Here is a 26011-nt window from a genome sequence, read left to right on the forward strand (position 1 = left end):
CTTCTCTACATCAGCAAAACTTCTTTGACTTTTTCCTGATGTTTCTCTCCACCTTTTCGTCCATACGGATTGGGAACTTTTTCTCAGACATCCATTTCCTCAATCGTTCGAATAGAATGAATCAAAATATCTTTTTCTAATTTAGTAATCCCCAAATCATACTGAACTTGCAGACTAATCCAGTAAGCCTCATCTACACCAAAGAATTTTCCAAGAGCAATAGACACAAGCGGAGAAATCGGTCTATCTCCTTTGATAATTTTACTAAGAAGCGACGGATCAATAAAAATTATCTTTGCTTAAATATATCATTTCGTAATTAGCGAATTGACAAAACCCTACAATATTTCTTTGCAAACATTTCGAATTTATTGTGAACAATCCACTCTCGCGCTTACACTTTTCTTCTAAATAAACTTTATTATATTTATTTGCTTCATATTGGACACAAGTATGAATAAAATAGCAGTTATGAAATTCTGTGGGATTGTTTTTAATATATTTACTTTTTTCCATCGAAACCATTGGTATGCTTTCAATAAACTTTGTATCTAAAGAGTCAATTTGATCTTCCCAATTACTCTTCGACCGAATAGGTTGTGGTATTCCGCAATATCATCGGTTAATGGATCGAAACCGATAAATCCAGCAAGAAGATCGACAAATTCATGAGATTAAACCCAATGCGGATACCATAATATATCCTCAATGATAGTTCAATTGGTAAATAACAATAAGACTCTTGGTTCATTTATAAGGTATAATTCCTGGGTGGAGTGCTTTTCATTCCAGTTGCACCCATCATAGCAAACCTAACTTGTTTTCTTTTACTCCTAATATTTTCAGGTTTAATTGGTTCATGATAATACTCTGAATAAGCTAAAAGAAATTGAATATCTCCATAATAACCGACTACCTTTTCATCTTTGGTTCGAATTCTAAGTGGAATTTTAGCACCCGGTGCATATTCCGATATGCCCATATCTCATTCCATAGCCAATGCCATCACTATCTTTCCAGCCAACTAATACTAAATAATCCATAAACATCCTTCTCAACCCCAATGTTAACAATATCCGTTAAATCATTCCCTCGATTGACTACATACCGTTTGGCGCTTGCACAGCATAGAATTTGCGAAATGAGAAATATGGCGATTAGCCTTAAGATTTTTTTTTGTTGAATTGTATTTTACTTCTAAAATTTTCCCGCATACTTTTATTCTTATTCGTTATTAGAAATAAGTTATCATAGAAATAAAAATTCGTCTATAGGTAACGTCCGCTATTAGGGAAATTGCCTATGAAATTAAAGATGAATAATAGGAAGAGTATAGATTCCGAATAAGTTTTTCAGACTGCCACCTTAAAAGCTACATCTAGAATGTCTTTCACTTGCAAAGAATGAACATCTAAGTGTTTGCTCGCATATTCAATTTCGATTCCGATCACACTTCCATTTTCATCTAAATCCAAAACCATGTCCTTAGAAATCTCTTTTGTGTTTTGGCTGTGCCAACTTTAAATTCAATGTATAGTGTATCTGTTTTGCTTATAGTATTCTAGTTTCATAGTTTTCCTTTTTCCCATCTAATTCCGAAATCTGCATCAGTCCTATTTCTTTTATACCATTCGTGTTATGCACTAACCAGGGGCTAATCTCGTTAAACTCCAATTTCTATATTACATCTTTTTCTCGTTAAACAAGCAAGTGTTTTTTTTAAGTTATTTTCTTCCGTTTACCTTCCTTCGTATCAAAGATACTGGACTACTGCATGTTTAGTGGACACAGATTTAGGCAATCCGCTTCTCATATTGTATTCTAAAACTGACTGGGCTTGTAAAGCCTAAAGTTGAATGAAATCTTTTTCGATTGTAAAAAACTTCAATGTATCTAAATAAATCTGTTTTCGCTTCCTGTTTAGTTTCATATTTCATATGATTTACTTTTTCTACTTTTAGAGTCTTGAAGAAACTTTCGGCTACTGCATTATCCCAGCAGTCTCCCTTTCGACTCATACTTTGACGCATTTTATTTTTTTCTAATAAACTTCTAAATTCATTACTTGTATATTGCACTCCTCTATCTGAATGGAAAATGCAATCCTTTTCAGGTTTACGAGTGTTAACCGCATTTTCAAATGCCTTAATAAGAAGAGGTGTTTCCATATTATCATCAAAATGCCAACCGATTATTTCTCGATTAAAAAGATCAATGATAACACATAAATACATCCAAGTATTGCCTACGAATATGTAGGTAATATCGGATATCCACACTCGGTTTGGTTTATTAATATAAAAATTCCTCTCTAGAAGGTTAGGCGAAATCCTATTAGTATGATTCGAATCTGTTGTTGATGGTTTAAATCCAGCCTTTATTTTACTGCTTATTTTCGCGATCTTCATAAGCCTGGATACTACGCGAACATCACACTTTATTCCGATCTCGTATAGACCTTCTTGAATCCTTTCTGCTCCGTAAGTTCCATCAGATTCAGTATGAATTTCTAAGATCCAGGAAATTAAAAAACGATGATACTGTTTTCTCTTACTCTCTTTCCTATTTAACCAACTGTAAAAACCGCTTCGTGAGACTTCTAACGCTTTACACATTTTTGTCACATCAAAAACTTTTTCATTTTCTTTTATGAAAGAAAACTTATTTATTTTTGTTGCGGGTCTCTTACAAAAATGCCTATTGACTTTTTTAAAATCGATACCTCGTCTTCAAGTTTTTGAATGAGTTTATCCTTCTCTTTCAATTCTTTTTCATAATCTCTTTTCTTGGGTTTCTCTTTTGATTTGTCCAATGATTCGTTCATATATTTTCCAATCCAATTATTTAAAGTTACTGCGGTTATTCCTAATTCCCGCGCTGTCTTCTTTTTATTCTTCCCATTTGCAATGTAAAGTCTTACTGACTCTAATTTAAACTCTTTTGTGTATACTCTCATCTCGGTCTCCTTTGGGAAACCTAAAATCGTGTCCACTTTTTATGCAGTAGTCCAATACTATCAACTATAGTGGTAAGTTTAGTGCCAACAATACTGAAAAGATTTTTCTGACTATACTTACCACTATACCTAGGACTATAGTTAGCAGTATATTTGATGTATCCGCAATTAATCCCTAACAACTGCTTGCCCGTTCAATGGACAGGCAGGGATGCCTATCCTACCAATTAATTTCCTTAACTTGACAGCTATTTGTCACTCCGACTCCACTTCAATCTTCTCTAACTCTTCTTCTTCATTTAATTTCTCCGGTCCTTTTAATTCAGCGACCAAATCTTTTGTTAATTGAAAATAAGCGTTTACTTTCTTGGCTACTTTCTCGCCATACTTCTCGGAGTATGTTTTGATGAGCGACATATTCGCAGTAGCCTCTAAAGGCAATTTATCTATAGCCTTAGATTCCCAAATCACTACACCGTTGGAACATTTCTGTAAAATTCCTTTGAGCGCAAACTCTGATTTACCGCCCATTGGAGTTTCTCGCATCTCGGCGGTTAAAATTCCTTCTATCTTAGGAAATTCTTTTAGAGAGCAAACATTCTTAAACTTCGCCGGTGCTTTATACACAATAAAAAGTGAGTGATGCGAAATCTCTTGACGCATTATATCATGTAGCATTGCGTTCTCTTCTTTCGAAATCTGGTTGTCTTTAGAAGGTAAAATTAAAATCCGTTTTGTAGTTGTCACATCCGCCGCAAGGTTCGGAGACTTTTTTACATACTGAATCGAACTACACTGAGTAAATAGGAATACGAATAGAAATCCAAAAAATAAGTTTTGCATATATCTACAAACTGCTAAACAAGGGAATCTTTTCAAGTAGAAAATTTCTCTTTACATTTCTGTAAATACTTTTAGTATATACAGAAAGTATAGTTATGGTATTTGAATACGATGAAAATAAAAACCAAGCAAACATCAAAAAGCATGGAATCGACTTTGAAGAAGCAACCTCAGTCTTTAGCGATCCCTTCCTTAGAATATCGAAAGACGACTCACAATCCAAAGAAGAAAGATTCATTGCGCTCGGTCGATCCCAAAAAGAACAAACTCTATTTGTCGTCCACTGCTACAGAATCAAAGAAAATCAAGAAGAAATTATCAAAATCATCTCCGCTAGAGAAGTCACCAAATTTGAAAAAAAAAGTATGGAAGAGTTATGATTTTGAAAACCTGCCTGAACTAAACCAATCTCAATTAAAGAGCTTTAAAAAGGTTTCTAATTCTCAGCATACTAAATTTAAGAATGCAATAGCAAAACATTTTGGAAGACCCAAGAAAGATCCTACTCTGAAAGAAAATATTATCTCCATTCGATTTTCAAATATCCTTTTAGAAAAAATAAAAAAGCGAGCGCATACGGAAGGTTATTCCGCCTGGCAATCTTTCGCTAAAAAAGTCTTAACAGATTATTTGGAATCGAAGAAGTGATTGGATATTAATATAAAAATGGATTGACTCATTAGAATAAAATGAATAGGATAAAAATCTGATTTAGGAGGAATAAAAAATGACAATAGCCGAGCATGTTTATAAAATTAGTCAAGAATTACCTCCCAATATGTTATTAGAATTATTAGATTTTGCTGAGTTTTTAGAACAGAAAAAAAATAAGCATTCAACAGAGCAAATTAATATCGTCAGAAAAATCCGAGAGCGATTTGCTAATTTAAACTTTGATGATGTAGTCCTGCCACAAAGAAATGTAGTAAGAAATCCAATCAACTTTAATTAGTAATGAATTAAAAATTTCTATTGGATACAAATGTTATTTCTGAATTAATGCGCAATGAGCCAGAGAAAAAAGTTTTAGATTGGTTTGAGGCTAACGCAAATAATTTATTTTTAGTAACCCGTAATGAAAAAGATTTTTTGTGGATTGATAATTTATCTATTGTAAATCCATGGGATTTTGATATTTCGAAAAAAAAATAGAGATATTATGAAAGAAAAAATCATTTTTCATTCAACAGTGAACGAAACAGTAAAAGAACACATCCAGAAACTACATCTAATTAGCCACTTGGCACAAAAGGAAAAGGATTAATGAAAACAAAATTGCAAATTTTTAAAGAGTCCACAATTTATGTTTTTGCATTGGGATTTTTGAGTGGAATATTTCATTCTATTTTAAGCTTTGTTATAGGCAATGAAAGTTGGGTGGCTCCCCTTCTGAGCGGCTTAGTTTCCTTTGTCGCTACTTGTATTTTGATGGGATACCTATTCGAAAAAGAAAAGCCTCTCTGGCTAGGCTCTCTTCAATATATAGTTATTGGAATATTCGCAATTCTTTTAACCATATTGATTACTGCCATCGGCTTACCATTCGTATTAGAATTAATTGCAAACTGGGCTAGTGATTTTTTTAAGAGTCAAATTTCAAATAGCGGCTTAGCAGGATTTGTCTTAATTATTCCATTAATCCTACTATCTTTTTTTCTTGCCTTGTTTGGTCTTATCGCATACTTAGCGTTAACCTTTTTTCTGGGCAACTGGATATTTTCTTATATTTTACAATTAGCATTTAATAAATATATCATTCATACGCCTATAGATAAATCAAATCATATAGATTGAACTCAAATGCTAAGTAATTTTTAACAGTAATAAAATATATTAGTAATATCTTATACTAAAATTTTTCAAAGCCTGAGATAGATATAAATCTTTCCCTATTTAATATTTTTATTTTTGTAAAGGATAACTATTTTCGGAAATTGATTTACGATTTCTTTGCAAATTCTTAGTGTTGTCCTAAACAGAGGAGTTTTGCATGAAAATAAAACCAATCGCTACAAAAATCATTTTTATTCTAAGTTTATTTTTACTAATAGACTGCAATAAAAAAACAGATACACAAAAACCGGACACCCAAGCCGCAGAAATTATTTCTCGGATATCAGATACAAAAAGTAAAATATTAGAATTCCAAAAAGATGGAAAACGTCTTTGTCAGAATGAAGGAGATTGTCTCTTTTTAAGTTTCTGGGATTTTGATGGAACGATTTTAAAAGGAGATTGTAGCGAAGGTCTAGTAGAAGATGGAAAGCAAATCTACAAAGGCATGGATCAGCTTGCTATCGAGGGCGGTTACTCAGAAGTATTCGCAAAAGATAAGTTTGAGGATTTTGAGCAAGAATATAAACGTTTGGATTTAGGCAAAGGACATCTCGTAGCCTATGAATTTCTAGCCCAAATTTACAAAGGGCAAGATAGAAAAAAAATGGAAGCATTTTCTGCTATTCAGTTTGAAAATGCATTTCAGAAATATTATTTTAAACAAAGTATTGAGATTTTTAATCATATGCGAACTCAAAAAGATTTCCGTGTGTTTGTGATTTCAGCAAGTCCTGATTTTTTTGTAAAGGGTGCGGCTAAAACAGTTAGTCTACCGCCTACTCAAGTTAGAGGAATTAACGTTGAAGATAAGGATGGAAAATTAACGAATAGACTCATATTTCCAATCAATTACGCACAGGGTAAAACAGAATCTGTTCAAAAGATTGTAAACGAAGTCCTCGCAGAAGGAAAATATAAAAATGTATTTGTTCTTGCTGGCTTTGGAAATAGCTATCATACAGATGGAGAATTTTTATCTTACATCGCCAAGCAAGATCTTCCGGCTGGTAAACCAATCGCTGTCATGGTAAATGGTGGAAAATCTCCAACTCAATACGATGGCTTATTTTATACTGTGAATCATGTAATGACTATAAAGTAACGTTTACTCATCTCCGGTCTAGCTACGCTTATATCTTCGGTGGTTGTGCGGTGTAAGTTGGGGTGGCTATCCGGTGTTAGACCGTAGCTATAAGCGTAGCTAGACCGGAGATGAAGCATTGTAGGTATATGGATTGCAAAAGAAAGAGTGGCACAATATTGTTGCAATGAGAGACAGAAGGAAAACAAAAAATGACTGATACTTGGACACAAAGATGGAATGAGAGATTTAGTGCTGAAGAGTTTGCTTATGGAGAGGAACCAAATCTTTATTTGAAAGAACAATTAGAAAAGCTCCCTACAGGAAAAATTCTATTTGGAGGAGAAGGCGAAGGGCGTAACGCGGTGTTTGCCGCTAGACTTGGTTGGGACGTTTCAGCCTTTGATATTAGTGTCGAAGGAAAAAAGAAAGCACAAAAGCTTGCCGAAAAAAATAAAGTTACACTCGACTATCGAGTTGGTGAATTGGAAACCTTGCAATTTCAATCGGAAGAATTTGATGCAGTTGCTTTAATCTATGCTCATTTCCAAGCGGAGAATAAATCATTTTACCACAAAGCACTCAATGTATACTTACGAAAAGGCGGCATTGTTATCTTTGAAGCATTCAGCAAGAAGCACCTTGAATATATTTCTAAGAATGAAAAAGTCGGTGGACCAAGAGACATACAATCGTTATTCTCAATTGACGAAATCAAATCCGACTTTGCAAATTATGAAGTCATTGAGTTAATAGAAAAAGAAATTGAACTAAGTGAAGGTTCGTTTCATAATGGTGTAGGATCGGTGATACGATTCGTTGGACGAAAGAAATAATTTTTAGTTTATATAGCTATCAATGTCCTGCGATGTCTGCAATTCTATTACCTATGACTCCACAATTCCTGGTTCACCGGAAACATTAAGTATAATTTTTGATTGTGAAGTAACGTATGATAAAATACTCTATGGTGGTGGAAATGGTAAATGCAAACACTGTGGGCAAGAAATAGAATTTAGCTTCGAAGATTTTATTCACGCAAAAATTTTTGTTAGAAAGAGTAAGAAGACCTAAGGCTCTATAAAAATTTCTTAGCTTGAAAGGAAGTTTATAAAAAATCAGACGTTAAAGAAAAAAATACAAAGGACTACCCATGTGCAAGACAATCAAACAGAAAGTAAAATTTAAAGCATCACCCAAAGTTATTTATGAACTTCTAGCAAATTCAAAAAAGCACCAGGCGGTTACGGGGGAAAAGGCGATTATCAGTAATAAGATTGGTGGAAATTTTTCTGCGTATGATGGGTATATTACAGGGGTTAATGTAGATTTGCTTCCAGCTAAAAGAATTGTGCAAGCATGGAGGGGAAGTGATTTTTCGGAAGGAATTTTCTCAATGGCTACGTTTATTTTGGTTCCTACTAAAGACGGTGGAACAGAGCTTACTCTCACGCATAGAGGTGTTCCTAAAAAATTAATCCCGGGCATAGAAAAAGGCTGGAAGGAATTTTATTGGGATAAGATGAAAAATTATATTTCTACGAAGAAATAATCTGAGGACTAATATCCGATGAAAACAATTTTACTTTTTTTTATCATTTCTCCGGTATTAAAAACTCATAAGTCTTTCCTGTAGGAATGTCAAAATTATATTTGCCGGTGCGAATCCAGGGGTTATGCAGGATTAACTCCTTGTAGGTAGTTCCATTTGCAATAGCAAAGTCGGGTAGGCTAGGGATTGATTCTGTAACGGGAACTATTTTTAATTTGTAAGAAGGATATTGTATACTCTCAGACAAATCAAAATTATACTCTTGTGGGTTACTCAGTATTAGCTTTAATGCAATGATTCGAAATACATAACGGGCTGTTTCCTGGTTCAAATAAAGCTTATAATAATTATTCATCTTTTGAGAAGTAACAGCATCTTTCATTCCACGTTGTCCTCTGTTGTAAGCAGCAGCGACTAATGTCCAGTTGCCGAACTCTTTGTAGGCATCGAGTAAGTATTTACAAGCAGCGCGAGTGGATTTTATAAAATGTCTTCTCTCATCTGCGTAATTACTTACTTCTAGTCCGTATCCTTCTGCTGTGCCTTGGATGAATTGCCAGAGTCCAGCAGCGTTGGCAGATGAAGTTGCATTTGGATTTAGGGCACTCTCTGCAACAGCTAGATAAAAGAAGTCTTCTGGAATTCCATTTTCTTTTAGTATCTTCTCAATTGGTTCTTTATAACGCTTTACATTTTTATAAATTAGAATTGTTGCTGAGTGATAATTCTGATTTACAATCATTTCCCTATCTAAGCGTTCAAGCACATCTTGGTCTTCTAGGGGAACTCTTTCTCCTGCAAAGGTTACGTTAGACGGCAGTTTAGGGGGACGGACAATTTGCTCAGTAACTCCTGTTGTTATAGTGTTACATGACTGTAAGGATAGGAAAATGAAAACAAAAAAAAGGATGTAGGATTTCATAATGCATTGTTTTTTTGAAATGAGAATTAGGAAACCTCTTTTGGAAGATGTTTTCCAAAAACCTCTTGACACTCCTTTTTCAGAGACTAGGCTGACGATTGAATTATGCTAAACATGGAATCGAATTCGTTAGTAATAGATTTAAAACCTGATTGGTCAGAATTGGACAAGATTTCTGATTTATTAGAAAAGTTTTTGAACGAGCCTTCGTTTAATAGAGATGATTTTGATGCTTTAAAAATGGTGGTAACAGAGTTAGTAGAAAATGGAATTAAATATGGATACTTTCCGACACCTGAATCAACCTTCCAACTATCACTGAGAAAAAAAAGAAACCGGATTCTAATCGAAGTAAAAAACCAAATCAAAGATTCGGAGCTAGAACATTTAAAAAGGCTTGATGCTAAGATTCAATGGATTCGTGGATACCAGAATCCTTTCGAAGCCTACGTTGAAAAATTAAAAGAGATTTCGAATAAGACTTTGGCAGACGGTGAAAGTGGGTTAGGTCTTGTTCGGATAGCTTACGAAGGCCAGTCAATCTTAGATTTTTATGTGAATGAAAACAATTTATTGGCAGTTTCTGCTGTTTACCAATATTAATTTTTGAGGGAAAAATGAGCGAAATTAAAACATACGAAGAGAATCGTCTAAAATTAGAAGTAAATTTTGGGGAATCTCAAATCATCATTCGGTGGCTCGGTGAGAGCAAAGATAGAGAACCAATCAAGTTCTTAACACCAATTTTCGATGCTATATATGCAAAGAGCCACACTATACCAATGATTATGGATTTTACACACTTTGAATATATGAACTCCTCTACCGTAACGCCTATAGTAAAACAATTGGAACGTGCGAAAAAGAAAATCGCAAAATTACAATTCATTATAAGAAGGGATTGAAGTGGCAAGAGTTGAGTTTTGCGGCACTTAGAGTTTTTAATATACCTGATTTAATTGAAGTGGTTGGAATTTAATTGGAATGAGTCAAACTACTGTTACACAAAAAACATTAGAGTCTTTAGATTCGATTGATAATTTTCCGGATTATTTAGATTCTCTTTTGCACTCTTGGTTAAAGATATTAACTGCTTTAGGATTTACTTTATTTCCGATTTTCTTTATTCTTGATATTTTCATAATTCCGTCTAATGAGAAGTATTTACTACCTTGGTTTGCCGCCTATCGTTTTGCTGCTACTGGTTTTATCATTATCCAATATGTTTTAATTTCAAAGCTAAAAGCATCTCCTTACTCCTTTATTCATGGATATTTGTTTACATTTGCCGCAAGTCTTGCTATAGTTTTAATGACAGTAGATTTGGGAGGGTTCAATTCCTCCTACTATGCCGGACTAAATCTAGTAATCATCGCGGTTAATCTTCTTTTGCCCTGGAAAGCAATTCATTCTGCATTGAATGGATTGGCAACCGTGCTTTTGTATTTGGTCTTAAATTTTATTTGGGGAAAGGATTTTCATTTATACAATCTAATCAATAATTTCTATTTTTTAAGTTCAACAGTGGTTATTGCGACTAGCATTAATCATGTAAAGTATGTCCTTGTAAGAAAAGAATTTGAAAGTAGAAAAAGTCTTCAAGAGGCAAGGGATGCACTTTGGAGTGAAATGGAAGTGGCAAAGAGAATTCAAACTGCACTAACTCCTCCTGATGATACAATGGGTGGCTATGAAATTTCTGCAACCATGCTTCCTGCCACGGAAGTTGGTGGGGATTATTACGATATAATTCGCACAGATAAAAATCCTTGGGTATTGATCGGTGATGTTTCCGGGCATGGGGTTGAATCAGGTCTCATTATGATGATGGCACAAACATGCATTCGAACTGTGTTATCTAATAATCCAGCCGAAAAACCAAATAGGCTCCTCATCGAATTGAATAAAGTTATCAAAGAAAATATTGCTCTTTTGAAAGTAGACCGGTATATGACAATTACTGGAATTTGTTTATTTCCGGATAGCCTATATTTTGCGGGTTCTCATCAGGACATTCTCGTATATCGAAATGCCAAAAAAACAGTAGAGGTTTTCCAAACTTATGGAACCTGGGTTGGAATGCTAGATGACATTGAAGCTTATATGCAAAATTATAGTATACCGATTGAGCAAGGAGATTTAGTTTTATTATTTACAGATGGAATTACCGAACTAAAATACAATGGCGTTGACATGTATGGGCAAGAAAGACTTATTGAGAGTTTACTTAAGTATAGCCACCTCTCGGGAAGAGAAATTGTTGAAAATATAATTAAAGATGCATTGTCAAAAACAGATTTACAAGATGATGATATTACTTTAGTATTGCTACGAAAGGTTTAAAGAGTAATTTTGAAATCAAAAGAGCGCAGAGATAATATTCGCATTCGTCTTCATGATGAAGAGAATTCCTACATTCATTTAGTCTTTGAAGGAAGAGAAATAAGAGGGAAAATTTATGACTATTCCCGATTCGGACTTGGTATATGTGTCCCTATCGAAGAAGCTTCGTTCATCAAAAAGACACATCCAATTAATAATTGTATAATCTTTGCCTATGGTCATAAAAGAGAACTAGGCAAAGGAAAAGTGGTTCACTTAGAGACAGGAAAAAATGAAATTTTCCTAGGTTTGTTTCTCGAAAGAGAGTTTGTCGATATGGATACGCTTATGGACAAACAGTCATTATTCCTTCAAGAAGATGAAATCAAAAAAATCAGAATGCATTTCTCTATTCAAGAAGGAATTACGCCTGAATTTTTACATTTCTGTTCTAATTTTGTTTATGGGCTATCACTTTATAAAATTGCATTAGACGATTTAGATAGAAAATTCGAAAAAGAGCCAGCTAAATTAAAAGAAGCCTTATTCCAGTCAGTATTAAAAGGATTCGGTGCTGAGTTTTATCAATACTTGACCGAAAAAGTCAAAGATATTACCGCAATTACAAAAAAATATACTAAATTAGAAAATGAAAAATATGGTTTTTATTTAAGAAAATCAATTTGGCACTATATCCTAGAATCAGACTTCATCAAACGCACTAATTTAAAACCGAGAGGCTACGCTGGAGATTCCGCTATGATGGAAATGCTTTACCGAAATGAATACATTGGTAAGTCTTCCTTCGGTAAAATTTTTCACAAACATCCCTGTGATACAAAGGCTGCTGATGCTGTTCGCAATAGAAGACGACTGATTAACAAGTATATGTCGCAGAGACTTTCTACTTCTGGTAAAGAGGATTTTAAAATTCTTTCCATTGCTTGCGGACCTGCTTGGGAAATGCAAGACTTCCTAAGAGAAAGTCCATATAAGCACCAAGCAAAGATTTTTCTACTCGATCAAGACGAAGAAGCGTTAGGCGAAGCACGTTCGGGGATTGCTTCTATTCCTACCGATAAACCTTTTCAAGTAGAGTTTATAAAAGAATCAGTTAGAACTATCTTAAAAACAGGAAGCCCTGAAATAAAATTTGGTCAATATGATTTTATTTATTCGATGGGACTTTATGATTATTTAACAGACTCAGTAGCAAAAGTCTTAACTGAAAAACTTTATTCCATGCTTTGTCCCGGCGGAATTTTAATCATCGGAAATTATCACGTTGAAAACGAAACTCGCAAATATATGGAATACATTATGGACTGGGTTCTATATTATCGCGACGAAGAGTCTATGTTTGAGCTACTCGAAGATATTCCAAAGAATTTTACATCTGAAGTAGGCTTCGACGATTCCGGCACCCAGATGTTCCTTAGAGTCGAGAAGAATAAGTAAGATTCATTTGCCACAGAGGCACTGAGACACAGAGGGTTTTCGTAATATTTCTTTTTATTTGTGCATCATTCTAAAGAGGGTTTTTGAAATATTTGAACAAATCATTTCCTTTTGATAGACAGAATTTTAACTTCTGAATATTAAAAACAAAGATTAATTTTCCAAGCCACCTTTCTTAAACTCTGTGCCTCTGTGGCAAAACAACTACTCCACTAGTCTCTCTATCTGAGCGCCAATTGATCTTAGCCGCACATCTATGTCCTGGAAACCGCGATCTACTTGGATGATATTGTGAATATTACTTGATCCTTCCGCGCATAATGCCGCTATTATCATTGCCATGCCTGCGCGTATGTCGGGTGACGCTACTTTGCTACCGTATAATTGCGATTTGCCGATGACGACTGCGCGATGCGGATCACATAGAATAATCTGTGCTCCCATGCTGATGATATTATCCACAAAGAAAAGTCTTGATTCAAACATCTTCTCGTGAATCATCACTGTTCCTTTGCATTGAGTAGCGGTAACAAGAGCGACAGAAGTCATATCCGCCGGAAATCCAGGCCAGGGGGAATCGTCTATCTTAGGAGTAGCACCGTGGTAGTCGGGGATAATCTCCATTTTCTGTCCGGCAGGAACTACAACACCACCATCAGCAAATCTAATTTCAATACCAAGACGGGAATAGACGAGTCGAATCATTCTTATATCATCAGGATTTACATCTCTAATAAAAAGTTCTCCACCTGTAACTGCGGCTAATGAGATGAAACTTCCTACCTCTAAGTAATCCGAGCCAATGCGATGAGTAATCGTTCCGGTTGGATTCGAAAGAGAAGTCACACCTTCGATTGTAAGAATATTAGAGCCGATTCCAGAAATCTTAGCACCGGCAGAATTGAGTAGTCTACATAGTCCCTGCACATGAGGCTCGGAGGCAGCGTGGCGGATAATCGTTGTTCCCTGCGCAAGACAGGCTGCCATGACCGCATTTTCTGTCCCAGTAACCGAAGCTTCATCGAGTAAGATATCATCCCCGATTAACCGATTTGCTTTGATTTCATACCCATCAGGAAATACTTCAATGTTAGCGCCTAACGCTTCGAGAGCGAGTAGGTGAGTGTCTAGTCTACGTCTACCGATCTTATCTCCACCCGGGCGAGGAAGAAATACTCTTCCTGTGCTAGCAAGGATTGGTCCTGCGAGTGTTACCGCTCCACGAATTTTACTGCACAACTCTTGCGGTAAATCAGACTTTAACTCTTGCGGTCTTTGAAAAGTAAATACGCCTGTTTCTGGATTTGTGATTTGAAATCCAAGATAACGAAGAACATCAATTAACATCAACACATCCGAAATCATCGGAACGTTTTCTAGGCGGACAATGCCTGGTATCATGCAGACTGCACCTAGAACTGGAAGTGCTTCGTTTTTATTTCCCTGTGGAGTGATCGTTCCCGATAGCGGATTTTTACCCGTGATTTTAAAATAACTAGAACTCATATTTACAATTTGAGAAGATTCGTTTTAGAAGCAAGTTTTAATATCAAAAATATTTCTTCATTAAAACTCATCTTGGTCGAAATATTCAGGGCGAAGACCTAATTGAATACCGGCTTCATCTTTTTCTATTTCATCGAAAACTTCTATTATAAAGAGTTTCTTTTCAAGTTTATTTCCTTTGTTAATTATACTTAATGAAAACGTTGGATTAATCCATTTTTTGTTTCCAAATACTTGGGAATATTTTTTATTTTCTGTAGTTATTAATAAGGAGTTATTCTTAATTGTCCACTTATACTTCATCACTTCTGGTGAGTCAAAACTTTCAATTAATAATTCTCCCGTCTGTTTAAATAAGAAAGATTCATTGGGAGGGTATGTAAAAATTTTTCTAGGAAGAAGGATATTTATAAATTTGAATTTATCTTCATTACTTAGCTTATTCAAAAGAGTTACTTTTTTTTCCAACTCTTCCATTGAATCTGTAATTTTTAGATAGTCTGCCATAAAAGGATTTTCATCTTTACAAGAAAAATGAAAACTTGTAAGTAAAAAAAGGATAATAAAAATATTACTTGTGGCTAATTTATATTTTACTCTCATATCATCCGGTTCAAAATACAAGTTAAAGTATTCTATCAATAATATCTCGAATACGAATTTTATTTTTAGTTACAACGCTAAATTTCCCATAAAGATTTTCTCCATATTCAGAAAGGATTTTTTTTACGGCATTTATAATCTCATCCATGTCTTTATCTTCATATCTTAGAAAAATAACGCCTGCTGATTCTGATTTATGGGAAAAAATCCATTCTCCAAAATCTTTATCCTCAGTTAGAATCAAGCACTCCCGTTCATTTGCCATAACGATTATTTCAATATCTTTAATTCCTCTATAGCTTTCGCGAATAGATAAAACTTCATAATTCGCATTTCTTAAGGACTCAATAATGTAAGCATCAATATTTTCGTCGGCGATAATTCTAACTTGCAATTAGCTCTTCCTTGGAAAGCATATCTGCCGCATAACTAAGAGCAGCGTAAATATCTGCGGCTTCTAGATGAGGATAGGATTCTAATATTTTTTGGATAGAATTCTTCTCGGATAGTTTACGCAATATCAATTCTATTGTGATTCGAGTTCCTTTAATAATTGGTTTTCCAAGCATTATTCCTGGATCAGATGTAATTCTAGTTCGATAGTCCATGGCATAATCTTTGACTATTGGAACTGAATTGGCAAGTCATTTTTATTGCTCTAATCTTTTCAAAACCTGAAAAGTCCAATCTGTGATAACTTGCACGGATTCTCTTGCATTAGAAGTATTCAAAGAATTTTCTTTTAGAATGTTTTTGGAATATTGTTCATCGAATAGAATTGGTTCTCCAAAAATAATTTTTACTTTTTTCCCGACCCTCGGTAGTATGGCGCCTACCGGTAAAATTTTTTCCATACCGGAATGATAGAAAGGTAGAACTATCGGGTTTGCGGCTAATAGTAAATGTGCGATTCCCTGGGTGAAATTATTTTGAATACCGAGTTCGGGTTTTCTATTTCTAGTTCCTTCTGGAAATATATGAACCCAGCCTCCTTCCTGCAAGAATCTTTTTTAAATATTCAAAACCTGGCTGATTGATTCCTGCGCCTCTTACAATAGGGACACATTGCCCCTGGCTAAAAATAAAGCCTGTAAGTTTTTTACTGAAAAAGTTTTGTGCGTCAGTCGCAATGTATCTCTGTCGGACTATACTTATAGGAGCAGAGCAAGAAATTAAAAAAGGATCATCAAATAAAGAGTTGTGATTACTGAATGTTAAAAGTCCTCGATTATTTCGTGATTGCAGACTTTGTAAAATGTCTTCGTTTACAATTTCTATTTTGTTTAACACTTTCATGATAAACTTAGAAATGCCAATTACTGTATAGAGAAAAATGGGTGTATACCATTGCGGATCTGGATCCCAATTCTTAAGAGAAATTGAAATTTTATCTTGTGTCTTTTTTATCTTTTTTCTAAACATAGTTTTACTCTTTTGTATAGTATGATTAAATTAAGGTCTGTGAAAGACTTATACTGTCATTTCGAACATCGCTCAATGTAAGAATACAGTCACCTCGAACCAGCATTACCGGTGAGAGGTCTATTTTACAAATGTAGTTAAGAATAAACTTTTACTATATTTGCAAGATAGACCTCTCACGGTTTTCCTGCCCTGCGCTATACGCGCCCTTCGCCTTCGCATGTTCGAGGTGACAGAGCAGAAAAATCCTTAAACTAAACTCATGCTAATTAATATACATTTATAAAATTTGCTCAATACCTATATCATCTCCACTTCTTCATCTTTGCGGGAAATTACTTCTCCAATAACTTTTGCTGCTTCGCCAAGAGCGGATAATTCTTGTAATGCACTTGAAACTCTGTCCTTGGGGATAATCAGGATAAATCCTACGCCCATATTAAAAGTAGAATACATATCGCGCTCATCGAGGGAATGATCTTTTCTGATTTTGTTAAATACATAACTTTCTGGTAAATCTTTTTTGAGGATTCGTGCGGCGTGTTCTTTTTTGAGGATACGTGGTATATTCTCGTAAAACCCTCCGCCGGTGATATGAATCATTCCTTTTATTTCTTCTTTCAAAAGCAATTTCAAAATAGATTCTACATAGATATGAGTTGGTTTCATAAGATAATCAGCTATAAAGGATAATGTCTCTTTGTCGCTTGGAAGCGCTCCGTTTTTCAAATAGAGTTTTCGGAGTAGGGAATAGCCATTGCTATGCGGACCACTCGATTCGATTCCGATGATTACATCTCCTACCTGGATATTTTTGCCGTCGATCATTTCTGATTTCTCAACTGCTCCAACTGCAAATCCAGCTAGATCATATTCATCAGGTTTCATTGTGCCTGGATGCTCTGCTGTTTCACCGCCTACGAGTGCAGCGCCACAGAGTTTGCAACCTGCTACAATTCCAGAAACGATTTGTTCCATTTTCTTAATATCTAATTTTCCACAGGAAATATAGTCCAAAAAAAACATTGGACGAGCACCTGAGACTAATAAGTCGTTGACGCTCATGGCTACTAAGTCAATTCCTATCGTATCGTGTTTGTCTAATAGTCTAGCGAGTTCTAATTTGGTTCCAACTCCATCTGTGCAGGATAATAAAATTGGCTCTTTGTAATTCTTTAAAAAGGAAACATCATAGGCAGCGGCAAATCCGCCTAATCCTCCAAGGACTCTTGCATTGTGAGTAGAGTGAACATTTTTTTTGATGGAATCTACAAAGCTTCTTCCTGCTTCTGTATCGACTCCTGCATCTTTATAAGTAATTGGATTATTTGACATAGTTTCTCTCGTTTGTATTTTGATTGTTTAAATAATTGTAGGCGATTTCAAAGTCTTCTTCTCGTCCGCCGTTTAAAAATAAATCTAGTTTGCTTTCCCCTTCGATTGGGAGGGGAATGATTGTTCGCCGCACATGGTTTGCAGTTCCTTTATTGCCATCGTATAGCTTGACGTTTTTGTTCCAATCGTAAAAAAGAGATTTTACTAAAACGTAATGAGTGCAACCGAGCACAACAAGATCGATTTTTTCTTCCTCTAGATTTTTAAATATCGGTTGCAAATACTCTTTCGCTTTTTCAATATCTCCTGTATCTATAATAGTTGCAAGTCCATCACAGGGAATTGGTTTTAGAGTAGCGTGTTTTTCTAAAGATTTTCCAAGGCTCATGAATTTTTCTTCTTTTAAAGTAAGAGGAGTGGCAAGAACTGCAATTGTTTGGTCGGGATTTTCTAAGGCTGCGGGTTTAATGGCTGGCTCCATTCCGAAAATTGGAACAGAATATTTTTTTCGAAGCTTACTTATAGCGACTGACGTTGCGGTATTGCAAGCAACTACTATGGCGCTGACTCCATGTCCTAGGAAAAATTGGGAAATTTCATCTAAAAATCCATATACTTGTTCTGGCGGCTTATTGCCATAAGGCGCATTCAAGAGATCTCCATAATAAATATAATCTGCCTCGGGGATTGTATTACTTAGTTCGCCTAATACGGATAATCCGCCAAACCCTGAATCAGTTACACCAATTTTAATTCTTTCTCTTGCCATTAGGTTCAATATTTTCTGGGGAGTCGGAACGGAGGCCCCGGGCAGAAGCCCGGGCCCCGGGGGGGCGGGGGGGGGGGGGAGGTTTCCAATAGTTCAATCTTTGCAATATCTTTATATCGAAAGTCTATATAGACTTTTTCATGTAGAACATGAGGCATTTGTGCGTTCAAATCTGTAAGGGAATCGAGGCTTAAGTAAAGCCGAAGCGTTTCAGCTCTTCTTGTCACTTCCATTATTCTATCTGGTTTTGTAGAAATTTCTTCTTCGGGGTTAATGGCTATATGCCCTATATAGCTAACACCATTTCGCAATAGAATTTTCACCGCAGTTATCTCCGGACAAAGACGACAGTCGGCAGAGAGAGATAGATTTGTGATTTGAATTGTTAATAGAATTGTAAATAGATGAATCCATTTTAGGAATTGTTAGTTTTATTTGTTCGTTCATATTTACTCCAGTCACCTCGAACAGTTTCACCGTGAGAGGTCTATTTGGCAAGCATAGTATAGATTAACCTATCGCTAAATTTGTCAAATAGACCTCTCACCAATTTTTCCGCTATACGCTGCGCAATTCTCTCACGCAGGTTCGAGGTGACAGGGTTAATACCCCTTCATCTCCAAGTAGCCCTTAGCCGCTACTGGCTTACCTTTGTATGTTCCCTTTGCTGTGACTGATCCTTCCCAATAGGAATTTCCTGTTGTAGAAAAGGCAATAAATTCTTGTTCGGGAAATCGCATTTCAATTTCTAGGTTCAAGTCATTCGACTCAATTTTCCAGTTCGTTGGATAACGCTTATTAGTCTCTTTGCTCTTCCAAATAGTTTCTTTTGCATCCAGTTTAATTTCTTCTCTGGATTGAAAATGTTTTATTTCTCCGTTAGGCAATCGCAGTGTTCCAAATGTTTCGGAAGAATCTGATTTTGTCTTTCGGAAATTAAAAAGCATTAAGTCTGATCCATCTTCAAAGTTTAAACAAATCCAGTCCCAGGAATTTTCTTCTGATGCCAGAGTTTTTTTGGCGTCACGATTCTTATCCAAATCAGAAATTGGAATACTCCATTCATGATCCATCCAGGAAGTTCCAGAGGCTACTTCTAGTTTGCGCTCCCCGATTTTTAGATATCCCTTTGTGGTTAACCTTGGAATAGAGTAATAATACGAATAGATATTTTTGTCTTGATTGCTTTTGATTGATAAACCTTTATCTCCATGCAGTAGAATTTCTTTTTTGGGAGCAGATAAATGAAGCTCTAGAGAAATATTTTCTTTTCTTGGATTGGCTGCGATTTTAAATTCTGATTCTCCTAAAATTTCAATTCTATAATCACCACTTCGTATGAGTAAATCATTGTAAGCCGCAAGATTTCCAATCTTTCGTTCTATTGTCTGTGCTGTATAATGCTTTTTGTTTGAAATATCAGAAATCGCAAAATGAACAGGAAAGATTTCTTCTTTTCCATTTAATTTGGCTTTAAAAAAACTTAGTTCATAACCCAGTTCCTTTCCGTCTTTTGTATTTAGATTTCCAATAAAATAACACCACTCTAAAGCAAAGTCTTTGTGAAAAGTATGTTCTTTCGGAAATTCGATAGCAAGTAATTGGGAAAAAAGGGAAAAGCTATAAGCCAGAAGGATAATACGGATTAGTTTCAAATTATCATTTTACCTGAGTCCTTTAGATTGTTTACTTTTGTATTCAGCCGATTTTTCTAGTGCAAGGTATTCTGATTCAGTGTAGAATTTGCGTGCTAAACTATCCATAGGGTAAAAGTGGAACATAGATTTATAAAGTCAATTAATTTAAGATTGTAATTTTTTCGATTAAAAGTCATGTGTAAGTATGAATATTAATTTATCTAAACCAATCCTAGTTACCGGCGGGAGCGGCTATATCGCATCCTGGGTTATCAAATATCTTTTAGAAGAAGGACATACAGTTCACACGACTGTTCGTGATAAGTCGAAGAAGGATAAGTATATTCATCTAGAAGAAATCGCAAACAACTCGAAAGGCAAATTAGTAGTATTTGAAGCAGACTTAATGAAGAAAGATTCTTTCTTGGAGTCGATGCAAGACTGCGAGCTTGTGGTTCATATGGCGTCTCCTTTTTTTGTCGTAGGAATTAAAGATGCACAAAGAGATTTGGTTGATCCTGCGAAGGAAGGAACGGCTAATGTTCTTCATTCGGTTAACGCAACTCCCACTGTAAAGAGAGTGGTTCTTACTTCTAGCGTTGCCGCGATTCATGGGGATAATTGCGATATATCCAAAACAAAGGATAAGATTTTCACAGAAGAGTATTGGAATACAACTAGTTCCCTAACGCATAGTCCTTATTCCTATTCCAAGACTGTTGCGGAGCAGGAAGCATGGAAGATTGCGAATGCTCAAAGTAGATGGGATTTACTCACGATTAACCCCGCTTTTGTATTAGGTCCTTCTCTTACTAAGAGAACCGATTCAACTAGTATCAATATGATGATTCAACTAGGTAATGGAACTTTTTCTTTCGGAGTTCCCGAACTCTGGTTTGGAATTACAGACGTTCGAGATGTTGCCCGCGCTCATATTTTAGCAGGCTTTACTCCAACTGCAAAAGGCAGACATATCTCTTGCACAGACTCTTGTGAATTATATACATTAGCCTCTCATCTTCGCGAACAATTCGGAGAAGCCTATCCATTTCCAAAATGGACTGTTCCTTTTTTTATGGTTTGGCTCTTTGGTCCTATTCTAGGTTTCAGTCATGAGTATGTAGAAAAAAATGTAGGTACCTCTGTTAAATACGATAATTCCTATACCACAAAAGATCTCGGATTGAATTTCACCAGCATCAAACAAACAGTATGCGATCACTTCGAGCAATTACTCCGCGATGGGATTATTAAGAGGAAATGATTTGCTAAAAAGGGAGGAATTAAAAATTTAGCAATATGCATGAAGTTTTATTTTTAATGGCTTTTACTTTGCACAATATTGAAGAAGGAATCTGGCTTCCTGATTGGTCTAAATATGCAAAGAATTTTCATCCTCCTGTTAGTAGGAACGAATTTCATTTCGCATTATTAATTGTCACAGTATGTGGATACCTATTGACATTTATTTTTTCAATCTATGGAGAATTTTTTCCAATTATCAAATATGCTTATTTAGGTTTTGTATTGATGATGTGTTTTAATTCTATATTTCCCCATTTATTAGCCACAATTGTTCTGAAAAAATATTCACCTGGAACGATTACAGGATTGATGTTAAATTTGCCTTTCGGATCCTATATCATTTTTAACAAATACAACTCCTTGCTTGATTACGATAAATTACTAATTGGATTTGCTGTGGTAAGCGCAGTTACTATAACCTCTTTAAAGCCTCTATTTAAACTTGGAGCGAAATTAATAGATGAGTATTAATACAGAAATCGTGGTTCCATTTTGATTAAAATTGCCATTCACACTGATTCGGAATGTATCGTTTGCTACATTCACGCCACCGGCTTTTGTTCCCTGCAAAATATTGTTTATAAAACATATTGTAGTCGATCTATCCAATGTTGCATACCTATGATTCCATTGGCTGGGAAGGATGCTAGATGGACTAGATTCAAAAATATCTCCATTGCAATTCTTATAATCCTTTTTTGCTTCACAGGTCTATTTGCAAAAGATACTACGTTAAAAAAGAAACAAACGAAATGGAGCGACTATCAAGGCTCAATGAATTGGCATAATGCAAAAGCAAAATGTGCAAGCGGTAAAATGCGATTACCTACAAGAGAAGAGTTCGACTTGGAATACAAGGAAAAGGGAACTGAGTCTTGGAAGAAAGACGGGAATTGGTATTGGACTTTGGAAGAATATTCTGAAGCTTCGGCACATTATTATGATGCAGAGACTGGCTATCCAGATTTTACTGATAAGACGGATATTATGCATGTGCGCTGTGTTAAATGAAGGCTGAATTCGACAAGCACACTATAATAGTCATTATACTCTGTAAAGACTTGAATAAATTAAATTGACAAACCAATAAAAGTCCTTTATGAAAATAGAATGAAAACTCTATTCCTCTTCTTGATTCTATTTCAATTTAGCAATTGTGTGCTGCTAGATATCACAAGCAAACGAGAACTCATCCAAAAAAAAGAAATCTCAACTAGAGAGTATGAAACGGTCGAAGAAGAGTTTTTGCCGGAGGGAAATAAAAAAATAAATCAGGATTCTATTATCTTATCTGTGAAGAAAATTAAAATTACAAAGAAAATAAAAGAAACCAATTTTGATTCTACGTATTTTGTGAAGGAAGAACTATCTGATTCCTTTTATATAGTTGGAGGAATTATTCCCTTTGTGGTAAAGGATAAAGATTTTTTGACCTATACAGCCATTGCGTTTTTTACTTTTGTTTATAGCTTTCCTGTTACAATTATTGATTGGGCATCGCTTCCATTTAGGCTTCGAGCGTATGAAGAGAAAAAGTCGGAATCAGAAAAAATTGTTACTAACGAAGCTCGCGTAGAAATTAAAAATACTTCCGATACACAAATAAAAATTCACAATAAAAATTTTCGATACAATAAGAATGAACTAACAATTGATTTTGAAAATTTAATCGGAACCTGGGCTATAGAAGATAATTTTTCCAAATACTTTTTACACTCTTATGATTTATATAAGATTATAAATTCCAATACTCTGGAAAAGAAAATTCCATTAGCAAATCTGATTACCACGGATGAGTTTTATAAAATTCTAATCGCTGATGCAAAGAAACGTCGGAGCCAACATCCTCTTATCCTTTCTTATTTTAGTTCAAGAGTCTGTGATCTTCGAATTGACTCGATTGTTAATCCATCCGAAATAGATAAGTCGATTCAAAAATTTAAAACAGATTTTACAAAGATGAGAAAGCATTGTGCATTTTTAATTTTAAAATCAGGAAGTAGAACAGACCTATATAGTTTTTCAAAATTAAAAGAATTTATAAGTATGAAAATTGAGGATAGCGAAGAACTATCAACTGAACTGAATAAACCGAATCATTCATTCGATCGAAATAAAATACTTCTACTGGCTTCCAAGAAAATAAATTATTCTCTTTCCTTTGGAGATGATTATTCGGTAGTGCAAGATTTAATTCATTCTGGATTTGATTTGAATTATCGAAAAGATTCTTCTTTTTCTCCGCTTAATTCGATAGTTCGCACGGGCAATTATGAACTAGCAAAATACTTAATCGAAAATGGAGCAGATGTAAATAATGCAGGAGAAGATAATTCAGCTAATACACCACTCTATGAAGCAATTATTCAAAATCATTTGCAGTTGGTAAAGCTACTGGTAGAAAAAGGAGCGAATGTAAATCATCAAAACTCACTGAACATTTCCTATCTAGAATTTTGCGAAACATACAATGTAGATTTAGAGATTCGAGAATATTTAAAATCAAAAGGAGCTAGGTGAGTTAAAAGGTAGAAGTAAAACTGAGATGCAATTCAATCAGAAAGACACAAGAAAGAAAATTGCCAAAAATATATTTCCTAAAAAATGGTAAGAAATCAATACAAATGTATTTTTAAAACTATTACTAGGAGAAAATTAAATGAAAATTGCAATTGGAGTCGTAGCTCTATTAATACTAGCACTTATTTTGTTTCTATTCCATGCTGGTTTCTTTACAACTGTCACAGTTCAAGAAAAAAACGTTGGTCCTTATACTTTGGTATACGAAGAATTTCAAGGAGATTACAAAAATACACCAAAGGTTCAGGATAAGATATATTATGCGTTGTTGAATGAAAATAAAATTGAAACCTTTAAAGGATTTGGGATATATTACGATAATCCGCAACAAGTCCCCAAAGAAAAATTGAGAAGTGAGATAGGATGTATTTTAGAAGAAAAAGATTTGAGTAAAGTAGAAGAACTAAAAGCAAAACAGTTTAAGATAAAAGAATTTCCCAAGACCGAAGCAATCGTCGTGGAATTTCCATTCAATACTCAATTCTCAATCTTCGCGGGTATCATGAAAGTATATCCAAAATTGGAAGCCTTTCGTAAAGAGCACAACTATCAACCAAGAGAAGTCATGGAAATCTACGATGTTCCTTCCAAAAAAATTCTATACATCAGTTTAAAATAAAAGAAAAGTTGAATTTGTATTTAAAGATAAGCGTTTACTCTGTCTTTTCTCCTACCGACTTCGGATGCGTATTGTTTACCGAGCAAGGAAGAGTTTTCTTTTAGCCAACTCCTTAAAGAAACCTTTCCGGTAGGAGGAGTGGTTACAAATAAAAGATCTCTCATTAAGCCTTTGAATTCAGGATAGGTTAGTAAAATATCTCCTTTTACTTTTCCGAAAATCCATCCGAACAAGAAAACTAATTCGGCAGGCGAGTGAAACACGATTGGCTTTTTCCCGATTGCTTCCGCGATTGTTTCTACTAATTCTTGAAAACTAAAAGTATCAGGACCGATTGCATTGATAATTTTGTTTTCTCGATTGGCTCCTTCTTCTACGGCAATTCTTGCCAGGTCATCTACATAGATTGGTTGTAGCTTGTATTTGCCATTACCCGCTATTGGAAATAAGGGAAAGGTTCGGAGCAGATAAGCAATGTTATTTATCAAAATATCTTCTTCGCCAAACAATACAGTGGGTCGAAGAATCGCGTAGGAAATTCCTGACTCTTTTAATTTTTCTTCTAAGACACCTTTGCCTTGAAAGTATTCTAAATCCGAATTAGAATCTGGATTTGTTATGCTTACATGAACTATTCTTTGAACGCCTGCTTTTTTTGCTGCTTCAAACAATTGAATTGTGTTCGAAACGGCTGAGGCATGATTAAACAAACTGTGATTAAAACGCACCCAATAGGTATTGTATAACACTTCACAACCTTTCAGGGATTCTACTAATTTTTCTGGCTCATCAAAATGAAAAGGATGAACTTCAATTTTATCCCCAAAAGGATTTTTCCTTTGTGTGGAATTTGTAATCGTTCGAGTCTTAATTCCTTGTTCTAAAAGTCTTTTTGCTATGTATTTTCCTGAATATCCGAAAGCACCTGTGATTGTATGAAATCCGTTCGTTTTCATTTTAGTATTCTCCTATTCCTTCGTTTATGTTAATAATTGAACATGTTCAATTATTAACATAAATTAAACTGATTTATTTGTCCAGTAATTTATTGAACGCGTTCAGTAAATGCGAGCTGTCTTTATCAGCCTGTTTGGCGGGCGGGGACAATTAAAACATCAGTGGCAAAATTTTTTTAATACTTGATGGCAAGGTTACGGCGCTAAAGTCCATTAGAGTTGTTGGTAAATTTAGTTCAATGTCATCCTGAGCGTGTCGAAGGATGCTATTTATACTGAGTATGGACAGGCTCACCATGACAATTTTAA

At 35.0% G+C, this 26011-nt stretch carries 35 protein-coding genes; 18 read left to right on the forward strand and 17 right to left on the reverse strand.

The features are described from left to right. Window positions 1–83 precede the first annotated feature (83 nt). From IPH52_09565 to IPH52_09590, 6 genes are all read right to left on the reverse strand, one after another. On the reverse strand, window positions 84–227 hold the full coding sequence (locus tag IPH52_09565) for a hypothetical protein (protein MBK7055284.1): 144 nt from the start codon (window positions 225–227) through the stop codon (window positions 84–86). A 524-nt stretch (window positions 228–751) separates the two neighbouring features. Then, window positions 752–982 carry a hypothetical protein gene (locus IPH52_09570; protein ID MBK7055285.1) on the reverse strand — a complete coding sequence of 77 codons (231 nt, stop codon included), beginning with the start codon at window positions 980–982 and terminating at the stop codon, window positions 752–754. A 370-nt stretch (window positions 983–1352) separates the two neighbouring features. Then, window positions 1353–1475 carry a hypothetical protein gene (locus IPH52_09575; protein MBK7055286.1) on the reverse strand — a complete coding sequence of 41 codons (123 nt, stop codon included), beginning with the start codon at window positions 1473–1475 and terminating at the stop codon, window positions 1353–1355. 318 nt (window positions 1476–1793) lie between these two features. Then, window positions 1794–2720 (reverse strand): IS3 family transposase, encoded by a 927-nt coding sequence (locus IPH52_09580; protein MBK7055287.1) that lies wholly within the window; start codon window positions 2718–2720, stop codon window positions 1794–1796. Further along, window positions 2666–2956, reverse strand: coding sequence for a transposase (locus IPH52_09585; GenBank protein MBK7055288.1), 291 nt, complete (start codon window positions 2954–2956; stop codon window positions 2666–2668). Before IPH52_09585 ends, IPH52_09580 begins: the two co-directional genes overlap by 55 nt. 255 nt (window positions 2957–3211) lie before the next feature. Then, the gene (locus IPH52_09590) at window positions 3212–3799 is read right to left on the reverse strand and encodes an MXAN_6521/LA_1396 family lipoprotein (protein MBK7055289.1); all 588 of its coding nucleotides are present in this window, start codon (window positions 3797–3799) and stop codon (window positions 3212–3214) included. 95 nt (window positions 3800–3894) lie between these two features. Between IPH52_09590 and IPH52_09595 the strand changes: the two genes are divergently transcribed. The 9 genes from IPH52_09595 (at window position 3895) to IPH52_09635 (ending at window position 8268) form a co-directional block, all read left to right on the forward strand. Further along, entirely contained in the window at window positions 3895–4179 is a 285-nt protein-coding gene (locus IPH52_09595; GenBank protein ID MBK7055290.1) for a BrnT family toxin, read from the forward strand. Continuing rightward, window positions 4151–4447, forward strand: coding sequence for a hypothetical protein (locus IPH52_09600; GenBank protein MBK7055291.1), 297 nt, complete (start codon window positions 4151–4153; stop codon window positions 4445–4447). Before IPH52_09595 ends, IPH52_09600 begins: the two co-directional genes overlap by 29 nt. A gap of 79 nt (window positions 4448–4526) precedes the next feature. After that, window positions 4527–4751: a DUF2281 domain-containing protein gene (locus IPH52_09605; GenBank protein MBK7055292.1), complete on the forward strand. Its 225-nt coding sequence runs from the start codon at window positions 4527–4529 to the stop codon at window positions 4749–4751. Window positions 4752–4771: 20 nt separating this feature from the next. After that, complete coding sequence (locus tag IPH52_09610; GenBank protein MBK7055293.1) at window positions 4772–4951, forward strand: hypothetical protein; 180 nt, start codon at window positions 4772–4774, stop codon at window positions 4949–4951. Between the two features lie 111 nt (window positions 4952–5062). Then, a complete protein-coding gene (locus IPH52_09615; protein MBK7055294.1) occupies window positions 5063–5593 on the forward strand; it encodes a hypothetical protein in 531 nt (176 codons plus the stop codon). 196 nt (window positions 5594–5789) lie between these two features. After that, the gene (locus IPH52_09620; protein ID MBK7055295.1) at window positions 5790–6737 is read left to right on the forward strand and encodes a haloacid dehalogenase-like hydrolase; all 948 of its coding nucleotides are present in this window, start codon (window positions 5790–5792) and stop codon (window positions 6735–6737) included. Window positions 6738–6928: 191 nt separating this feature from the next. Further along, complete coding sequence (locus IPH52_09625; GenBank protein MBK7055296.1) at window positions 6929–7552, forward strand: class I SAM-dependent methyltransferase; 624 nt, start codon at window positions 6929–6931, stop codon at window positions 7550–7552. A gap of 22 nt (window positions 7553–7574) precedes the next feature. Further along, window positions 7575–7790, forward strand: a complete 216-nt coding sequence (locus tag IPH52_09630) for a hypothetical protein (GenBank protein ID MBK7055297.1) — start codon at window positions 7575–7577, stop codon at window positions 7788–7790. A gap of 79 nt (window positions 7791–7869) precedes the next feature. Continuing rightward, window positions 7870–8268, forward strand: coding sequence for an SRPBCC domain-containing protein (locus tag IPH52_09635; GenBank protein MBK7055298.1), 399 nt, complete (start codon window positions 7870–7872; stop codon window positions 8266–8268). A 43-nt stretch (window positions 8269–8311) separates the two neighbouring features. Here IPH52_09635 and IPH52_09640 read toward each other — a convergent pair whose 3' ends face one another. Continuing rightward, window positions 8312–9190 carry a lytic transglycosylase domain-containing protein gene (locus IPH52_09640; GenBank protein ID MBK7055299.1) on the reverse strand — a complete coding sequence of 293 codons (879 nt, stop codon included), beginning with the start codon at window positions 9188–9190 and terminating at the stop codon, window positions 8312–8314. 114 nt (window positions 9191–9304) lie between these two features. Here IPH52_09640 and IPH52_09645 point away from each other — a divergent pair, with 114 nt between their 5' ends. The 4 genes from IPH52_09645 (at window position 9305) to IPH52_09660 (ending at window position 12970) form a co-directional block, all read left to right on the forward strand. Next, window positions 9305–9793 (forward strand): sensor histidine kinase, encoded by a 489-nt coding sequence (locus IPH52_09645; GenBank protein ID MBK7055300.1) that lies wholly within the window; start codon window positions 9305–9307, stop codon window positions 9791–9793. Window positions 9794–9807: 14 nt separating this feature from the next. Beyond that, window positions 9808–10095 (forward strand): hypothetical protein, encoded by a 288-nt coding sequence (locus IPH52_09650; protein MBK7055301.1) that lies wholly within the window; start codon window positions 9808–9810, stop codon window positions 10093–10095. Between the two features lie 79 nt (window positions 10096–10174). Then, complete coding sequence (locus IPH52_09655; GenBank protein MBK7055302.1) at window positions 10175–11533, forward strand: SpoIIE family protein phosphatase; 1359 nt, start codon at window positions 10175–10177, stop codon at window positions 11531–11533. Window positions 11534–11542: 9 nt separating this feature from the next. Further along, window positions 11543–12970 carry a class I SAM-dependent methyltransferase gene (locus IPH52_09660; GenBank protein MBK7055303.1) on the forward strand — a complete coding sequence of 476 codons (1428 nt, stop codon included), beginning with the start codon at window positions 11543–11545 and terminating at the stop codon, window positions 12968–12970. Window positions 12971–13174: 204 nt separating this feature from the next. On the opposite strand, the gene murA is transcribed toward IPH52_09660, so the two are convergent. The 9 genes from murA to IPH52_09705 all read right to left on the reverse strand — a co-directional run bounded on the left by murA (window position 13175) and on the right by IPH52_09705 (window position 20260). Beyond that, window positions 13175–14476, reverse strand: a complete 1302-nt coding sequence (gene murA, locus IPH52_09665; GenBank protein ID MBK7055304.1) for a UDP-N-acetylglucosamine 1-carboxyvinyltransferase — start codon at window positions 14474–14476, stop codon at window positions 13175–13177. A gap of 60 nt (window positions 14477–14536) precedes the next feature. Further along, a complete protein-coding gene (locus IPH52_09670; protein MBK7055305.1) occupies window positions 14537–15079 on the reverse strand; it encodes a hypothetical protein in 543 nt (180 codons plus the stop codon). A gap of 22 nt (window positions 15080–15101) precedes the next feature. After that, window positions 15102–15473: a DUF5615 family PIN-like protein gene (locus IPH52_09675; GenBank protein ID MBK7055306.1), complete on the reverse strand. Its 372-nt coding sequence runs from the start codon at window positions 15471–15473 to the stop codon at window positions 15102–15104. Then, the gene (locus tag IPH52_09680) at window positions 15463–15687 is read right to left on the reverse strand and encodes a DUF433 domain-containing protein (GenBank protein ID MBK7055307.1); all 225 of its coding nucleotides are present in this window, start codon (window positions 15685–15687) and stop codon (window positions 15463–15465) included. The genes IPH52_09675 and IPH52_09680 overlap by 11 nt, the downstream gene beginning before the upstream one ends. Before the next feature lie 42 nt (window positions 15688–15729). Continuing rightward, window positions 15730–16080 (reverse strand): 1-acyl-sn-glycerol-3-phosphate acyltransferase, encoded by a 351-nt coding sequence (locus IPH52_09685; GenBank protein ID MBK7055308.1) that lies wholly within the window; start codon window positions 16078–16080, stop codon window positions 15730–15732. Then, a complete protein-coding gene (locus tag IPH52_09690; GenBank protein ID MBK7055309.1) occupies window positions 16037–16501 on the reverse strand; it encodes a 1-acyl-sn-glycerol-3-phosphate acyltransferase in 465 nt (154 codons plus the stop codon). The genes IPH52_09685 and IPH52_09690 overlap by 44 nt, the downstream gene beginning before the upstream one ends. A gap of 300 nt (window positions 16502–16801) precedes the next feature. After that, complete coding sequence (locus tag IPH52_09695) at window positions 16802–17836, reverse strand: phosphoribosylformylglycinamidine cyclo-ligase (GenBank protein MBK7055310.1); 1035 nt, start codon at window positions 17834–17836, stop codon at window positions 16802–16804. Next, window positions 17826–18605: a glutamate racemase gene (gene murI / locus IPH52_09700; protein MBK7055311.1), complete on the reverse strand. Its 780-nt coding sequence runs from the start codon at window positions 18603–18605 to the stop codon at window positions 17826–17828. Before murI ends, IPH52_09695 begins: the two co-directional genes overlap by 11 nt. A 602-nt stretch (window positions 18606–19207) precedes the next feature. Further along, window positions 19208–20260: a carotenoid 1,2-hydratase gene (locus IPH52_09705; GenBank protein ID MBK7055312.1), complete on the reverse strand. Its 1053-nt coding sequence runs from the start codon at window positions 20258–20260 to the stop codon at window positions 19208–19210. A 187-nt stretch (window positions 20261–20447) separates the two neighbouring features. Here IPH52_09705 and IPH52_09710 point away from each other — a divergent pair, with 187 nt between their 5' ends. The 5 genes from IPH52_09710 (at window position 20448) to IPH52_09730 (ending at window position 24746) form a co-directional block, all read left to right on the forward strand. Further along, window positions 20448–21506, forward strand: coding sequence for an NAD-dependent epimerase/dehydratase family protein (locus tag IPH52_09710; protein MBK7055313.1), 1059 nt, complete (start codon window positions 20448–20450; stop codon window positions 21504–21506). 35 nt (window positions 21507–21541) lie between these two features. After that, window positions 21542–22018 (forward strand): HXXEE domain-containing protein, encoded by a 477-nt coding sequence (locus IPH52_09715; protein MBK7055314.1) that lies wholly within the window; start codon window positions 21542–21544, stop codon window positions 22016–22018. A 150-nt stretch (window positions 22019–22168) separates the two neighbouring features. Beyond that, window positions 22169–22558 (forward strand): hypothetical protein, encoded by a 390-nt coding sequence (locus IPH52_09720; protein ID MBK7055315.1) that lies wholly within the window; start codon window positions 22169–22171, stop codon window positions 22556–22558. A gap of 99 nt (window positions 22559–22657) precedes the next feature. Then, window positions 22658–24067 carry an ankyrin repeat domain-containing protein gene (locus tag IPH52_09725; protein ID MBK7055316.1) on the forward strand — a complete coding sequence of 470 codons (1410 nt, stop codon included), beginning with the start codon at window positions 22658–22660 and terminating at the stop codon, window positions 24065–24067. Between the two features lie 139 nt (window positions 24068–24206). After that, a complete protein-coding gene (locus IPH52_09730; protein MBK7055317.1) occupies window positions 24207–24746 on the forward strand; it encodes a GyrI-like domain-containing protein in 540 nt (179 codons plus the stop codon). A 20-nt stretch (window positions 24747–24766) separates the two neighbouring features. Here the strand turns inward: IPH52_09730 and IPH52_09735 are convergent, their stop codons facing one another. Beyond that, complete coding sequence (locus tag IPH52_09735; GenBank protein ID MBK7055318.1) at window positions 24767–25702, reverse strand: NAD(P)H-binding protein; 936 nt, start codon at window positions 25700–25702, stop codon at window positions 24767–24769. Window positions 25703–26011: the final 309 nt, after the last annotated feature.

This window comes from Leptospiraceae bacterium (genome assembly GCA_016708435.1).
GTDB lineage: Bacteria > Spirochaetota > Leptospiria > Leptospirales > Leptospiraceae > UBA2033.